This window comes from Nonomuraea sp. N2-4H (assembly GCF_045291505.1).
In the GTDB taxonomy this organism is placed as follows: Bacteria; Actinomycetota; Actinomycetes; order Streptosporangiales; family Streptosporangiaceae; genus Nonomuraea; species Nonomuraea fastidiosa.
In genome coordinates, this window is the sequence record NZ_CP147987.1 from 7,610,029 (window position 1) to 7,624,951 (window position 14,923).

The 14,923-nt window shown below is 66.7% G+C and carries 6 protein-coding genes, 1 tRNA gene and 1 pseudogene; 2 read left to right on the top strand and 6 right to left on the bottom strand.

Features of this window, described 5'->3' with window-relative positions; genetic code table 11:
* The first annotated feature begins 147 nt into the window (after positions 1–147).
* A tRNA-Arg gene (locus tag WBK31_RS35150) sits at positions 148–220 on the top strand.
* A 225-nt stretch (positions 221–445) separates the two neighbouring features.
* Here WBK31_RS35150 and WBK31_RS35155 read toward each other — a convergent pair.
* Together WBK31_RS35155 and WBK31_RS35160 are read right to left on the bottom strand one after the other, a co-directional pair.
* Positions 446–1,688: pseudogene (locus WBK31_RS35155) on the bottom strand (IS256 family transposase).
* A 62-nt stretch (positions 1,689–1,750) separates the two neighbouring features.
* Positions 1,751–2,872, bottom strand: a complete 1,122-nt coding sequence (locus WBK31_RS35160) for a tyrosine-type recombinase/integrase (protein WP_378785902.1) — start codon at positions 2,870–2,872, stop codon at positions 1,751–1,753.
* Between the two features lie 198 nt (positions 2,873–3,070).
* On the opposite strand from WBK31_RS35160, the gene WBK31_RS35165 reads away from it, so the two are divergent.
* The gene (locus tag WBK31_RS35165) at positions 3,071–4,552 is read left to right on the top strand and encodes an ISL3 family transposase (protein WP_378785901.1); all 1,482 of its coding nucleotides are present in this window, start codon (positions 3,071–3,073) and stop codon (positions 4,550–4,552) included.
* 183 nt (positions 4,553–4,735) lie between these two features.
* Here the strand turns inward: WBK31_RS35165 and WBK31_RS35170 are convergent, their stop codons facing one another.
* The 4 genes from WBK31_RS35170 to WBK31_RS35185 are packed head-to-tail and all read right to left on the bottom strand — an operon-like array spanning position 4,736 to position 14,877.
* Positions 4,736–6,841 carry a DEAD/DEAH box helicase gene (locus WBK31_RS35170; RefSeq protein WP_378785900.1) on the bottom strand — a complete coding sequence of 702 codons (2,106 nt, stop codon included), beginning with the start codon at positions 6,839–6,841 and terminating at the stop codon, positions 4,736–4,738.
* A 5-nt stretch (positions 6,842–6,846) separates the two neighbouring features.
* A complete protein-coding gene (gene brxD, locus WBK31_RS35175) occupies positions 6,847–8,163 on the bottom strand; it encodes a BREX system ATP-binding protein BrxD (RefSeq protein WP_378790160.1) in 1,317 nt (438 codons plus the stop codon).
* 4 nt (positions 8,164–8,167) lie between these two features.
* Complete coding sequence (gene pglZ / locus WBK31_RS35180) at positions 8,168–11,029, bottom strand: BREX-2 system phosphatase PglZ (protein ID WP_378785899.1); 2,862 nt, start codon at positions 11,027–11,029, stop codon at positions 8,168–8,170.
* The gene (locus WBK31_RS35185; protein ID WP_378785898.1) at positions 11,029–14,877 is read right to left on the bottom strand and encodes a hypothetical protein; all 3,849 of its coding nucleotides are present in this window, start codon (positions 14,875–14,877) and stop codon (positions 11,029–11,031) included. The genes pglZ and WBK31_RS35185 overlap by 1 nt, the downstream gene beginning before the upstream one ends.
* Positions 14,878–14,923 lie beyond the last annotated feature (46 nt).

A 14,923-nucleotide genomic window follows, 5' to 3' on the forward strand; every position in this document is an offset into this window, starting at 1 on the left:
CGGGGGCACGCGCGCCGTACGGGGGTGGGAGAGACGCCGAACGTCCGCCGGATCCCCGGGACGGCGCTCAGACGGCTAAAAGCACTGTGCGACTCTGGTAGAGTCTTCTTGTCGCTGAGGCCGGGCAGGTCAAAGCGGCAGCGCCAAGCGGCCGTAGCTCAATGGATAGAGCATCTGACTACGGATCAGAAGGTTAGGGGTTCGAGTCCTCTCGGCCGCGCACATACGAAAGGCCCGCTACCAGGGGTTCCTGGGGAGCGGGCCTTAGTGTTTGTCAGCACAATGTCGTGATCTTGCTAACACCTCTGCTGACAAGCTCCTTCTTCCTCCTCGCCGACCGATTCGGCGAAGATGTCGGCCGCTGAGGCTTCGGCGGCGCGGATCACGGGTCACGTCCACGGACGTGGTGTAAGAACCGATCTTCACGTGATCCTGTTTCTGCAGGTTAAGCGGTAAGTGTCTGTGGGAGTGGGTTCTGGGCGGGTGTGTCGCCGGCAACGACGCGGATGCGGGCTTTGGCGAGGATGTCCAGGCCCATGTAGCGGCGGGCTTCGACCCATTCGTCGGTCTGCTCGGCCAGTACGGCGCCGATGAGGCGGATGATCGCCGTGCGGTCGGGGAAGATGCCGACCACGTCGGTGCGGCGGCGGATCTCCTTGTTCAGCCGTTCCTGCGGGTTGTTCGACCAGATCTGCGGCCAGATCTCGCGGGGGAAGGCGGCGAAGGCCAGCAGATCGTCCCGGGCGGCGTCCAGGTGCTCGGCGGCGTGCGGATGCTTGGCTTCCAGCGTTTGCACGACCCAGGCGTGCTGGGCGCGCACCGAGGCGGCATCCGGCTGGTCGAAGATGGTGCGCACCAGCGTGGCCACGAACGGCTGCGCGGATTTGTTCACGCAGGTGAGCAGGTTGCGCAGGTAGTGGGTGCGGCAGCGCTGCCAGGACGCCCCGGCCAACGTGGCGCCGATTGCGGCCACCAGCCCGGCGTGGCAGTCGGAGATGACCAGCTGCACTCCGGACAGGCCGCGGGCGACCAGGCCGCGCAGGAAGGCCGGCCAGCCCGCGCCGTCTTCAGCCGAAGTGACGTCCAGGCCGAGGATCTCGCGCCGTCCGTCGGCGTTCACCCCGGTGGCGACCAGCACGTGGACGTTGACGATCCGCCCGCCCTCGCGCACCTTCTGCGTCAAAGCGTCCAGCCAGACGAACGTGTACGGCCCGGCATCCAGTGCGCGGGTGCGGAAGGCGTCGACCTGCTCATCGAGCGTCTTGGCCATCTGCGAGACCTGGCTTTTGGAGATGTGCGTGATGCCGAGCTGCTCGATCAGCTTGTCGACACGGCGGGTGGAGACGCCCAGCAGGTAGCTGGTGGCCACGACGCTGATCAGCGCCTGCTCGGCCCGCCGCCTGCGTTCCAGCAGCCAGTCCGGAAAGTAGGAGCCCGACCGCAGTTTGGGGATGGCCAGCTCGATCGTGCCGGCCCGGGTGTCCCACTCACGCGCCCGGTAGCCGTTGCGCCGGTTGGTCCGCTCGGTACTGCGCCGGCCGTCAGCCGGCTCCGCACAGGGTGTCGGCCTCGGCCGACATCAACGCCTCGGCCATGGTCTTCACCATGGATCGCAACATGTCGGGGTCGCCGGACTGGATCTGCTGCGCCAGCCACTGCTCGGGCGTCACACTGTTGTCCGCGGCCATCACGTGTCCTCCTTCGATCTTGGACTAGCTACTCGAAGGATCACGCGATGGCCGTCACCATTTCACGGCACCACGCCAGCTGACCAGGTCAAACTCGTACACCACTCCCGTGGACGCAACCGGATCACGTGGGCGTACACCCGAAGAGTGACTGAGGGGTCGGCGTGACCGAGGCGGGCCGCGACGACATGGACGGGGACGCCGGCCAGGAGCAGGGTCGTGGCGTGGATGTGGCGCAGGTCATGAAGGCGAGCGTGAGGTAGCGGCGTACGTGGGTTCGCCTTGTTGTACCGCTTGATCAGGATCGGGAAGAGCGAGCTGAGCGTGTCGGGATGAACGGGCTCGCCCCATCCCGTGGTGAACACGTAGTCGTCGCCGCCTCGCCACTCCGGGCCGAGCTGGAGCTTTTCCCTGGCTTGCTGTGCACGCTGCGCGCGGAAGACCTGGACTGTCAGCGCGTCCAGGCTCACCACGCGCTTACGACCGCTCTTGGTGGTGCCCTCGACCCGCTCACCGCTGATGAACGAGGCCGAACCGCGGATGGTCATCTGCTTGCCCTCCAGGTCCACATCCGACCAGCGCAGGTGCAGCAGCTCACCGCGCCGGGCACCGGTATAAGCGGCGACGTGAAAGAAGGGCCAGAGCCGGTGATCGCGAGCAGCGCGTAGGAAGGTCCTGAGCTGCTGCGTGGTCCACACCGTGCCAGGTTCGCTGATCTCCCGTCGAGGGCGCTTGGCCTTATCGACCGGGCTGGACGACAAGATCTCGTCGACGTGCACAGCGTCGCGGAACGCCTTCCGAAGCACCGCGTGGACGTAGTCGACCGTCCGGGCGGAGAGCGGCCGCCCGTTCTTACCACCGCCGACCCTCAGATCCCGGTACAGCTTTGTGATCGTGGAAGCCCGAACAGCCTGCAACCGCAGAGCGCCGATGTTGGGCTTGATGTAGCGCTCGATGATGTGCCGGTAGTCGGCGAGGGTTTTGGGCTTGATCTCGACGGCGTGAGCCTCGATCCACTCATCGAGGTATTCGCCGACGGTGATGGTGTTGCGGTCCACGTACTCACCACGCCGGGCTTTCACACTGGCTTCATCGCGGGCCTCCTTGGCGTCGTCCTCGGTGGCGAAGCCGCCTACCCACTTCGGCTTGCTCTCGCCTGTCTCGGGGTCGCGGACTCTGATCACGTATGACCAGGTGGGGGGCTGTCCAGTAGACGGCTCTGCCAAGATTTCTGTGGTAACTGAAAGTGTGTTATTGGCTACAGAGCTGGCGTCTGGGTGTCACCGTCGGTCGTGTGTGACGCTGACGTGGTGGCTGTTGTCTTCCCTCATCTGGACTCGGTGCTGGTCGAGCGTGTCGAGCGTGAAGGTGATGCGTTACGTGTGATCGCTCGTTCCCGTGGGGAGCCGATGCCGTGCCCGTCGTGCGGGGCGGCGACGGGTAAGGTGCACGGCTACTACCGGCGGCGCCTGGCCGACAGTCCGGCCGGTGGGGCACCGGTGGTGCTCGAGCTGGTCCTGCGGCGCCTCGTGTGCATCAACCTGGATTGCGCGCGCCAGACCTTCAATGAGCAGGTGCCCGGGCTGGCCGAGCGATACGCCCGCCGCACCCCGCCACTGGCCACGCTGGTCGCCGCGGCAGCGGTCGCCCTGGCCGGGCGCGCCGGATCAGCCTTGCTGGCCACGGCCGGAGTCCTGCTCAGCCGCACCACGGTGCTGACCGCGCTGATGGCATTGCCCGACCCCACCGTCCGTGCCCCGGAGGCGATCGGGGTGGACGACTTCGCGCTCAAGCGCAACGACCGCTACGCCACCGTCATCATCGACGCGGACACCCATGAGCGTCTCGACGTGCTGGACGGCCGGCTCGCGGTGACGCTGGAAGCCTGGCTGAAGGCCCACCCGGAGGTGAAGCTGATCTGCCGGGACCGCTCGACAGCGTACGCGGCCGGCGCTCGAGACGGTGCCCCGCAGGCGGTGCAAATCGCCGACAGATGGCACGTGTGGAAGAACCTGATCGAGGCAGTGGAGAAGGCCTCCATCGCGCATCGTGCCTGCTACAGCGACCCCGATCACGGCGCCGCCCGCAGCGAGGGCCCCTCCGCGCAGCGCACCCGATCCCGGCACGCGGCGGTGCACGCCCTGCTCGCCCAGGGCGCCTCGCACGGACAGATCATGCGCAAGCTGCACCTGTCTCGCAACACCGTCAAGAAGTACGCCGCCGCCAAGCACGCCGAGCAACTGATCCACGGGCCGAAATACTCCACCACCCTGGTCGACCCGTTCCGCGACTACCTGCGCAAACGCCGCACCATCGAGCCCAGCGTGACCACCTGGACCCTGCTCGGCGAGATCAAGGCGATGGGGTACCAGGGCGGTTCCACCCTGCTCTACCGCTACCTGGGGCAGGGCCGTGCCGACGGCGAGCACCCGCCACCTTCGCCCCGCCGTCTCACGCGCTGGATCACCACCAACCCGGACAACCTCAGCGCCTCCCAGCAGACCCGCCTGGAACACGCCCTCAAACGCTGCCCCGACCTGCAGGCCGTCGCCGGCCACGTACGCTCCTTCGCCGCCCTGCTCACCGCCGACCACGACGGCAACCTCGACGAGCACACCGCACGCCTGGACGCCTGGATCGACAAGGTACGCGCCGATCAGCAGGTCCCCGCCCTGCGCTCCTTCGCCGAAGGCCTGCTCATCGACCACGACGCCGTAGCCGCCGCACTCGCCCTGCCTTACAGCAACGGGCCCACCGAGGGCGTCGTCAACAAGATCAAGCTCCTCAAGCGGCAGACGTACGGCAAGGCCGGGTTATCGCTGCTCCGAAAACGGATACTCCTCGCCCAGAAGCACGACGGTTAGTTACCACAGGAATCTTGGCAGAGCCGAAGACCGTACAGACCCCCCGCCAACCCCTCACGACAACATCGGCCTCTTGGCGCGGGGGTATCACTTCCTGAAGTGACAACCTCCTTGGCGCACACGACAATCAGGCCCGGAGTGTGGGTGAACTTGGGTCACGTCCACGGACGTTGGGCGCAATGATCAATGGCTACCGAGGTGCAGATGGCGGACGGGTTCCATCAAAACTGTCTTTGCGCCCTCGAAGTCCGCCAGACGGGCCGCGACGGTGGCCGTCGCCAGCCGTTCGGGGAGTACGGTCGCGAACTTTAGTCCGGTGACTGCCCGACGGTCGACGTCAGGAAGAACGAGGAGTTCTCCATTGCCGGTGCCTTTTCTCGCCGTCTCCCATGCAGTCAGGGTGAGATCGTGGCGGAGTCGTACCGCGAAATCGGTCGGCCGTTGCACCGGGTCGGCGATCGAAGGCAGCGTGGCGGCCAGGGTCGCGTTGGCGCGATAGCCGGCCCAGGTCCACCAGCGCACGTCCGCACCACTCCTGATGACCAGAGTCCCGCCGGGGTTCACGAGGGCCGGGGCCTCTTCGCGCCAGTCTGCAAGGCACGCTTGGGCTCGGCGGGTGAGTGACACAGGAGGATCGGCCCCGAGCAACACATCCCGCATCGCGCGGGTCAGGGCAAATGACAGCCCTGCGATGCCGTTGCTGGTCCATTTAGCCACCCCACCTCGGTGGGCCGGTTCGACGAAGGCTCGTTTGCTGGGCCAGTCGATGAAAGTCACCCGCCAGTTCTGGCCGCCGAGCAGCAGCAGCCGCGGCCCTTGCCGTTCTTCAGTGAGTACCGAGACGTCGGTTCGGCCGATCTCCCGGCGTCCAGCGAGTACGGTGAACTGAGGAGGCGCGGTGAACGACGCGGTCAGCTCGATGAAATGCCGTCGTCCGAACCTCCGCTCGGCTTCAGGCCCGACGAAGAGCATCCCACCGTCCCGGTCAAGGAAACCGGCATCCACCATGTGGCGCAGGATGGGCGCAGCCGACTGATCGAAGGGCGCCAGCCCGTTCCATTCCTCCTCCCACAGCCGGTCCCCGATCCGGTGCTGCTGCAGAGCGACGGCGAGAAGCTGCTGCGCGACGAGGTGACGCGGTTCGGGCGGCGGGCTCACGGGTTCCACCCAGCCGCGCCCCCATAGGAGCAGCAAGCCAGCGGCTTGGAGGAAGGCGTTCTTGCTGGTCGCTAGGAACAGACAGTTGCGCACAGTGCCAGCGCGCCGCCCAGTGCGGCCGATGCGCTGCAAGAAGGAGGCGACGCTGGCGGGCGCGTCGATCTGGATGACCCGGTCCAGGTCGCCGACGTCGATCCCGAGTTCAAGGGTCGAGGTGGAGACGATCACGCAGTCGCGGGCATCGGCGAAGGCCTGCTCCGAACGCGCGCGTTCCTCGGCCGACAGGGAGGCGTGAGACAGGAACACCGTGACCTCTCGGTCACGGAGTGCCGCCCCGAGCTGCTCCACCTGCCGCCGCGAGTCGCAGAACACCAGTCGTTTCTCGCCCCTATGCAGTGTCGCAATCAACTTGGCTGCGTTCTCCAAGGAGCCGACATAGTCGAGTTCGACCTCCCCTGCGGGATTGCCCGATGCCGTCACCTTGGGCGCCACAACCCGGCCGGTACGTTTGCCGGCGCCTGCTCCCTGCAGCCAAGTCAGGAGCTGTTCCGGATTGCCCACCGTGGCCGACAGACCAATCCGCTGAATTCGGTGGCCCGCCACCCGTTCCAGGCGTTCCAATACAGCCAGGAGATGCCAACCCCGGTCGTCCCCGGCGAAAGCGTGGACCTCATCCACGACCACGGCCCGGACGCGGCCGAGCAACTGCGCGTGGTCGGTCTTCACCCCGATCAGCATCGCTTCGAGCGACTCCGGAGTTGTCAGCAGGATGTCTGGCGGGTCCGTCCTAATGCGCTGTCGATGGGCCTGCCTGACGTCTCCATGCCAGACGGCGGCCCGACGTCCCAGCCACTCGGCGTAGGAGCCGATCCGCATGACCAGATTGTTGAGCAGCGCTTTCAGGGGACACAGGTAGAGCATTGACACACCGGTCCACCCGTCCCGCTCCATCGCCGACAGCAGAGGGAAGCACGCGGCCTCCGTCTTGCCTCCGGCTGTCGGGGCGAGCAGGACGGTGTCCTCGCCGTCCATCAGTGGCGTGATCGCGGCACGCTGCAAGGGGCGCAGGTCCGACCAGCCGAGGGTGTTGACAATATGGTGCAGGACGACCGGGTGGAGCCGATCCGACATGTCTGTCATTCGACGTCCAGGTCGATGTTGTCCGCGGTGGCCACGAAGTTGCGTTCCGTTTCCGTCAGCTCGGCTTTGGAAAGCGTGAGTCGGTAGTGCTTGCGCGGGTCGAAGTCGTCGAACTGGTCGATGCGGTCGAGCACATCCCCCACGAGCTTTTTCAGGAACAGGCGAGGCGCCACCCCGACCTTGCCTCCGAGCGCTCCGCTGACCGCGGACGCCAGGTCGGCGATGTAGGCGTCGTCGGCTACGGCCTTGATCCGATCCGAGCTGCCCGCGGCGTACAGATCCCGGATGGTGATGCCGAGGTCGACCAGAGACTCCAGGGTGAATCCGGGCAATCTGAGCTGGACCGCGCGCGGGTTGTCGAAGCGTGGATCAGTGGTGAAGTCGGTCGCCAGCCGCTGGGCGAGCGGAGCAAGCCGCTGGACGCCCTGCTGACCGTCGTAAAACGCCGGAGTGCCCGTGATCAGCAGGTACAGGCCCGGGAACCGGCCGGAGTGCACCTCGTCGATGAGCTGCCGGAGCGCGTTGAGCGCCTTGTCGCGCGCGTCGGACCGTACCCGTTGCAGAGTCTCCACTTCGTCGAGCACGACGAGCAGCCCAGGGTGCCCACTGTCTCTCAGCACGGTGAGCAGGCCCTGCAGGAAACCGAGCGCCCCAAAATGGTCAAGGTCACCCCGCACTCCGGCCGTACGGCGGGCCGCTGCGGCGACATGCGGTTGCCCGCCCAGCCAGGCCAGGATCGCGGCCGCGGTCGCTTCGTCATTCGCCGCCTTCGCCATTCGGTAGCCGCGCAGAGCCGTCGCGAAGGACGGCGTCTGCCTCGACACCTCGACCAGCCTGGCCTCGAGCAGCTTCTCTACCTCTTCGGACAGAGCATCCTCACTGGTACCCGCCGCCAGTGCGTCCTCTTCGAGTGCGTAGAACCAGGCGTCCACCAGCGATCGCAGGGCGCTGGGCGGGAAGCTGACGGTGGAAATCCGCTCAGTCAGCCGGCGATAAACGGTCTCCAGCCGGTGCAAGGGCGTCTCGGTTTCCGAGATCTGGATCTCCGTGACGGCGAAGTTGCGCCGTTTCGCCCGCTCTCCCAGCCACCGCGCGAAGAACGTCTTGCCCGAGCCGTACTCGCCCCGGACGGCTTTGAACACCGAGGCTCCGGAAGCGGCGGCGTCGAGCTCGGCATCGAGAGCCGGTTCGAATCGCGCCAGCCCGGTAGCGAGTAGGTCCAGGCCGCTCTCGGGTACGGCACCGCGCCGGAGCGCGTCGATCACCGCGCGCCGCCGCGCCGCGCTCACCTGTACCAACCGACTCCTACCCATCCCCTCAGTATCGTGCCAGCTCAAATTGCTCACGCAGCAATCCGATGTTCAGCCGCAGGGTCCGCCCGTCCGGCAGCGTCTCCAGCACCTGCACGCCCTCATAGTTCAGTAGCTGACGCAACACGGCTGCGAAGCCGTCGGCGCGTGCGGGCGGGTAGCCGACCCGCTGGGCGAGCGCGGTGGACGGCAACGTGCCAGAGTCGAGCAGGACGCGAATCGCCGATTCCACCTTGTCCATGGGCGGCTTACGGGCCAACAGATTGACCTGTTCGTTGAAGATCTCTGATGCGAGCAGGGCTTCGACCAGGATGTCGTCGGCCGACCGGGGCTGGGGGGTGAGCAACGCATCCTGCTCGCCCAATTCCAACACCACATCGAACAACGCGTCATGGCTCGGCGGCGCGGCCTTCGTCCGCTTGGCCTGCTTCTTCGGCTCGGGAGCCGCCGGTGGGGTCACCTTCGGTGCAATCGCCGCCGGTGGCTGCAACGACCACCAGCTTGGGTGCTGGTCGCCAAGTTCGCGCCACCCCTTAGGAGGTTCGGCGCCGAACGGCAGGAAGGCGAGAACCGGAATGGTGACCTCGGCCAGCGATGCACCGCCGTGGTAGCCGGCCTTCTGCGAGGTGTAGTGGGAGTCGGCGTCCCATAGAGCCACGATCTCGCCATCGGTTTCCGGCCACACCACCCGCGGCCCGGACAGCAAAACCTCCACATCCAGCAGATCGCCACCCGGCACCCGATGCCGGGCTGAGGCGATGCCTTCGCCCGCAGCCCTGGCACCGTAACGATCCACGACATGCCCGTGATCGCTTGTCATGATCACCGCCATGCCTTGGTCGGCCGCGGCACGGAGCAGTTCACGCAGCATCCCGATCTGGTCGAGCCGCCAAGCGCCGTCGCCCAGCTTCTGCTCCTTGGCCAGCCGGTCGTCGATGGTGTTCAGCACCACGGCGACATGGGTGTGCGGGTCCGCGAGCGCTTCGGCTAGCTCGGGTCCGAAGGGGTCGCCTGCGGTGCCGCCACGCAGGTCGTTTTTGTGGAAGACGGCAGCCGGTGCCCCGCCCCAAAACCGATGGGTGGGGAACAGGCGCTCCTCGTCCGCCTGCGTCCCTCTCATGAGCTTGCCTGCGAACAGGGACGTGCGTGACACGGCCGTCAGTGTGGGGAGTGCCGCCGCCATGGCTCGGCGTCGCGGCTTGTCCTGTGCACCGGCGAGGGGGTCGTACTCGGCCCAATGCCGGCGCATTTGCTCGCCCAGTTCGCAGGCAATGGCCGCGCTCATGCCGTCCAGCACCAAAAGGAGAACCCGGCGCCCGGTTTTCGCGGCCACCAACGGCCGAACGACCCGGTGCAGGAAGGTCTCGACGGTCAGCATGGTGCCGGGGTCGGTGCCGGCCGAGGTCCAGGCCGCCAAGGCCATCGCGAATGAGCGGTCGATCGCGCGCCGGCGCTTGCGCACGCTCACGCTCAACGTGTCGTAGGCGGCCTTCACTGAAGGATCGGGGTCCCCTCCGGATTCGACGTGCTCCAGCGCCTGATCCACCCATCCGGTTTCGGCGACGTGTCGCTGCACCCCGGCGGCAACGGTCTCGGTCTCCACAACGGGGCCCGTGGCCAGCCATTGCGTCAGTCGCTGTGCCATTCGGATGCGATCGATCCGTACGCGCGCGTCCGCATCCGCTGCCAGCAGGTGATCCTGCAGTTCCTGCACCGATCTCGCGAGCGCTCCCGCATCCCCCTCTGCTAGTGCCTGGCCTGCCTTTGCGAAGCGCGCCTTGAGCCCCGACCCCAGGATGGGGCTGGCCGCCGCCTGTGCGTCCGTCCCGAGTCGGCGGCTCAGTGCCTCGGCCTGGTCCAGCACCATGGTGGAGATCCGCCGCGCGCGGCGTGCCTGTTCCTCGTCCGGGTCGGTGCGGCTGATGCCGAGCAGCACCGTGACGAATTCTTCGCACGCGCGCCCGAACGCCGTCACGAGCGCGTCCAATGCCTCGCCCTCGGCGGGTGGATGCTCGCCGAACCATCTTTCGGCCCGCCCGCGCACCCGGTAGGTGTGTGCGTCGGCTTCCGCATGCTGCCAGAGGGCAGCGCAGACCAACCCGAACGGTACGGCGTCGGCACCATGCTCCTCGACCACCAGGGCTAGCAGCGCTCTTCCCGGTGCCCCCGCCTGATCGTCCTCACCGAGGAAGGCGGCCAGCCCGTCCCGTTCCGGCCCGCGCAGGGCAAGCAGTCTTTCAGGGCCTCCGGGGCTGAGCGACCACGACAACAGAGCGTAGATGTCCAAGTTGTCGCCGAACAGCTGATCACCGTCTGTGCCGTAACGCCCGAACCGGAGCCGGCGTGCCGCGAGTTCGGAGAGCGCGACCCGGCGGGCGAGCAGGCCTCCGGCCACCTGGGGCCAGCCCCCGGGTGGCGCGGCATCCAGGAGCGCTTCCGCCGCCCAGTTCGCCTCTCGCAGCCGGGGGTCGATGCCCTCCGCGCCGAACGCCTGCTGCACGACGTTCCATCGATCCACGGCCTCGACCCGCTGCTTGTGCACGCGGGCAAGGATCGCCGGATCGAGCTCGGCCTGTTCGCGATCGGTCAGCACCACGAGCAACTCAGGAGCCTGCTCGCCTGCGCCCAAGTGGTCCAAAACCAGCTCGTGTACGGCAAGCGGCGAGACCGCGGTTGCCACTCGGGCCCGCTGCCCCAGCCCCCAGATCACCTCGGCAGGTCCCTCCCATTGCGGGGCGGAGCGCAGCACCACGACTCGCCGCCCGCGCTCCAGCGCAGCGGGCAGGGAGGTCTGTGAGGTCAAGTACTGGGCGACGGTCGAGGGGGTCAGCCGTACCGTTCCCGGCGTCGCACTGCCATGGACGCTCATCAGTCCACGACCCGCCAGGTGATCTCGATGGCCGTGCCCGGCGGCAGTGCGGCCAGTTCCTCCCGGAGGTCGGCCACCGCCCTGGCCGCCGTGGTGCGCCGGCCGCCGGATCTGCGCTTGGGAACCTCGACCGGCACCGGCGGGTGGCTGCTGCCCCCGGTCAGGTCAACGTTGTCCGGTCCGGGCACCGGCGGCTGCGGCTTGGGGGGCGGCGAGGACTCGATCTGGTTGCGCTTGATCAACGCGGTGATCTCGCGCCGGGTGCGGTCCAACGCCTCGATCAGGTCGGCCGTGCGCTGATCCGCACGGGCGACGCCGCGCAGGGACTCGAGCAAAGCGTGGCCTTCCGTGCCCTGCCCCGAGGCAAGGTCCAGCGTGTCCCAGGAGGCCCCGGCCAACGCCTGGGCCACCGCGTGAGCCTTCTTGACGGAAGTCCCGTACCGATCCGGGCTCACGGGTCCGAGGTTGACGCGGGCCAGCGTCTCGATCGTCTTCTTGGCCGATGCGGCCCCCGCACCTGTCTGTCCCGTGGCCACTAGGGCCTTCAGCAGGTCGAGCGACTTCCGGGCGATCACCAGACGCCCGGACTCGTCCGCCTCGTCCAAACCGAGGAAGGTGGCATGCTGTTCCAGCTGCTCGACCAGGGTGGCAGCCGCCTCCTGGTAGTTGCGGGCAGCCACCAGGATCTGCCTCGCGAACTGGTGCACCATCCGCCCACGGCGCAGCGTCGGTGCCTTCTCCCCGAAGATTGCGGCAAACCGCTCTCGCGCGGTGGTCCAGTCCTGCTCGCCGGGAAGCGGCTGGCTCCGCAGGGCGTCTCCCGGCTTGATCTGCGTGAGCTCGGGCGAGAGATCGAGCGGTACGCCGCCGCGCACCCACACCCGGTCGTCCATCTCGGCGAAGGAGGCGGCCACCAGATTGACCAGGAACGGCTCCAGCCCCATGGGGACCGGCTTGTCCATCCAGTCCATGAGGTGGATCAGGCTGAGGTCTCCCGTGACTCCCTCGGTTTGCGCCATGCGCCGGAAGTGGTCCGCCCAACGCTGAGACAGCTCAAAGTACGCCTCCTTCTGCAGCCCAAGGCCCAGGGGACCAGCCACCCGCTCCATGAGTTTGCGATCCTTGGAGGGGACTTCGGCCTGGTTGTCATGGGCTTCCGCAGCGGCCCGGACATACGTGAAGACCGTCTTGGCGTCTACCGGCTTGACGGCGACCCGGTTGCCGTCCGGGTCGAAGTCCGGGTGAGCGGGGAACTGCGATGCCAGCGCCTTGCCCGCGATGCCTCTCAGCGCTTCGTACATCGACTGGCCGAGCGAGAGCTTGAGCCCATCGACATCGCGCAGAGACATGAGGTGCTCGTCAAACTCTGTCTCGACGTCTGCCTCCGTCTTCCTGGCCAGGCCATACGCCTGCCTGAAGGCGCCCCTGAGGTTCTTGAGCAGCGCCTCCTGCTGGCTCTCCAGCAAGCCCTTGGCCCTGGCCCGATTGTCGGGGCTGAGATGGGCGGCATACTGCGTGGCGAACCGGTTGTCGTCGGTGAGTGCTTTGTCGATGATCACCAGGCGCTTGAACTCGTCCATCCGTTGGGCCGACAGATGGGAGGGGATCCACGCAATGGTCCTGGTGCGCTCGCGTTGCCGCTCGCCGAGAGATCGCAGCCGATTGACATCCTCTCTGGGCCCGTAGCCGTTCTCGTCAAATGGCAGGTCAACGACGATTCGCCACTGACCGTCCACTTGCGGCTGCAGGTCATGATCGAGCAACTCGTCCTCGTCGGCGATGTTGCCGAAGATGACCTCGGCCGTGCGGTTGGAGCCGCGCCAGACGAAGCGCAATTCGTCGGCTCCCAGCCTGCCGTCGGCGTGGTCGATGCCGAGCTCTTCCATGAGCAATCTCTTAGCGAGCGCGATCCGGTTGGCGGGGTTGTTGTTGACCGCCGCATTCGCGATGACCGTGTCGACGTCGATGCCCGTGAGCTCCAGCCGGACGCGTGCGGTGGGCCCGGTGCCGGACTGCTTGATCTCTGGGAATCGGGCCGCCCACTCCGTCACCTTGTTGGCGATGATGCCGACCTCGCTGCCAGGAATCGGTGCCGTCACCGAGCCGTGATTGAGCGCGCCGAGGCGGCGGATCGTCAGGTCGCTTAGCGCCGACGCGCTGGGCGCCAGTGCCGACAACAGCAGGGTGCAGATGAGCTGGTTGTCGCCGATGAACACCCTGCAACGCTGAGCAAGTTGCGGGTCTGTGATCGTCTCCGGACGGTGCAGAAACTGCTCGACGTCATCCTCGGTGACGCCGGCGGACGACAGCAGGTAAGGCCGCAACTTAGTCTTGTACAGCTTGTCGGCGGCCTCGAAGACCACCTTCAGGCTATCGACGAACGGCTTGTCACCGCCGTCGGCGATCACCGGGTAGAGCTCCCCCACAGGAACCAGCTGACCCAGCCGGAGGTCGTCTCTATGGTTGGCAAGCAGCTGCCCCATGAGCTTAAGGCCCGTGCGGGAGCGCTGTAGGGCCGAAGAGATGTGAACCAGGGTGTCCATGAAGGCAGGCGAGAAGGGATAGGTGAGCCGGAAGGACTCCTCATCCGCCCCTGTTGCCCCCTTGTCCGAGCCCAGCAGCGTGTCCCACACCTGCGGGCCTATCTTCTTGGTCTGCGCGAACGCCGCATCGATCAGGTGCTCCTTGCCCGGGTTCGGCTTGAGCAGACGGGCGTGCGCGATCTGCGGGAGGTTCCGGTCCTCTAGAGTGATCTTGTCGAAGCGTCCGGATGCCAAGTTCAGCGTGTCCTGGATCGACGCCTCCGCCGCGCCTGCGTCCAGCTCTTCGCCTACCAGCTCCCGCAGGTCACGCTGTCGCGCGATGAAGGAGACGATGGGGATGGCCCGCCGCTCGTCGCCGCCCTCGACGAAATTAGTGATCTTGCTCGCTTCGCGGGCGACGAACTTCTGATCATGAATGAGCGTGGCCAGCCAGAGGATCAGCTCGTCCAGGAAGAGAATCAACCCGTCGTAGCCGAGAGACTTGGCATGCTGGGCGATCACGGACAGGCCGGCATCCAGGGAGATAAAACCATGCTCGTCTTCGGCCGCGTTCTGCGTGAAACCGGGCAGTAGGTTCGTGCTCGCGTCATGAACCAGCTTGGCCCGCAGCTCCGCCGGGCTGGTGGGATGTACCAGGTTCAGCGGCTCGCCGCCATCGTGCGACTCCTCTGCGGCCAACGCCTGGTTCAGCAGCTCAGAGGTCCAGGTGAAGGACTCACCCCACTCGTCCTCCTCACCGTCGACGCCACCGCCCAGGCCGTTGATTACGGCGTCGTCGCCCATCCTTGCCCGCATGGCCCTGATGTCGGTGAAAAGGGAGTCCGTCCGGTAAACCTGCGGCGTGGGCGCATCGGGGTGCAACTTCTTGATGTGGTTGACGTAGCCGCCGAGCACCCGCTGCTCCATGGCTTTAGCGCCCAGCATGTGGTACGGGACCAGCAGAAATTTTTTGTCGTCGTTGACCAGCCACTCGTGCTTGGTCAACACCTTGTCAAAAACGCTCATAGAGCGAGCGGTCCGGTGGCCGCTGAGCAGCGCGTACAGCACTGCCATGAAATGGGACTTACCGGCGCCGAAAGAGCCGTGCAGGTAAGCCGCCTTCGAGGTGTGCCCGTCCAGCGCGGATTTGATCAGATCGAGCGCCTCTTCGAAGTTCTCCAGGAGGCGCTCGGTGACCACGTAGTCCCTCAGCGCATGCTCGGCACCCTCCGGCGTCACCGCCTCGGCCAATCGCAGCACGAAGTCCGACGTGGAAATCGACTCCTTGATGTCGATCACATCACGAAGCAACGGCTGCTGGGCCATGGGGGTGCTGACCTCTCCCTCGCTGATGTTTACGAATTCAATGGTC

Excerpts from the sequence above, each read along its gene's own strand:
- WBK31_RS35170 (WP_378785900.1), bottom strand. The coding sequence starts at position 6,841 with ATGTCGGATCGGCTCCACCCGGTCGTCCTGCACCATATTGTCAACACC.
- brxD (WP_378790160.1), bottom strand. The coding sequence starts at position 8,163 with ATGGGTAGGAGTCGGTTGGTACAGGTGAGCGCGGCGCGGCGGCGCGCG.
- pglZ (WP_378785899.1), bottom strand. The coding sequence starts at position 11,029 with ATGAGCGTCCATGGCAGTGCGACGCCGGGAACGGTACGGCTGACCCCC.
- WBK31_RS35185 (WP_378785898.1), bottom strand. The coding sequence starts at position 14,877 with ATGGCCCAGCAGCCGTTGCTTCGTGATGTGATCGACATCAAGGAGTCG.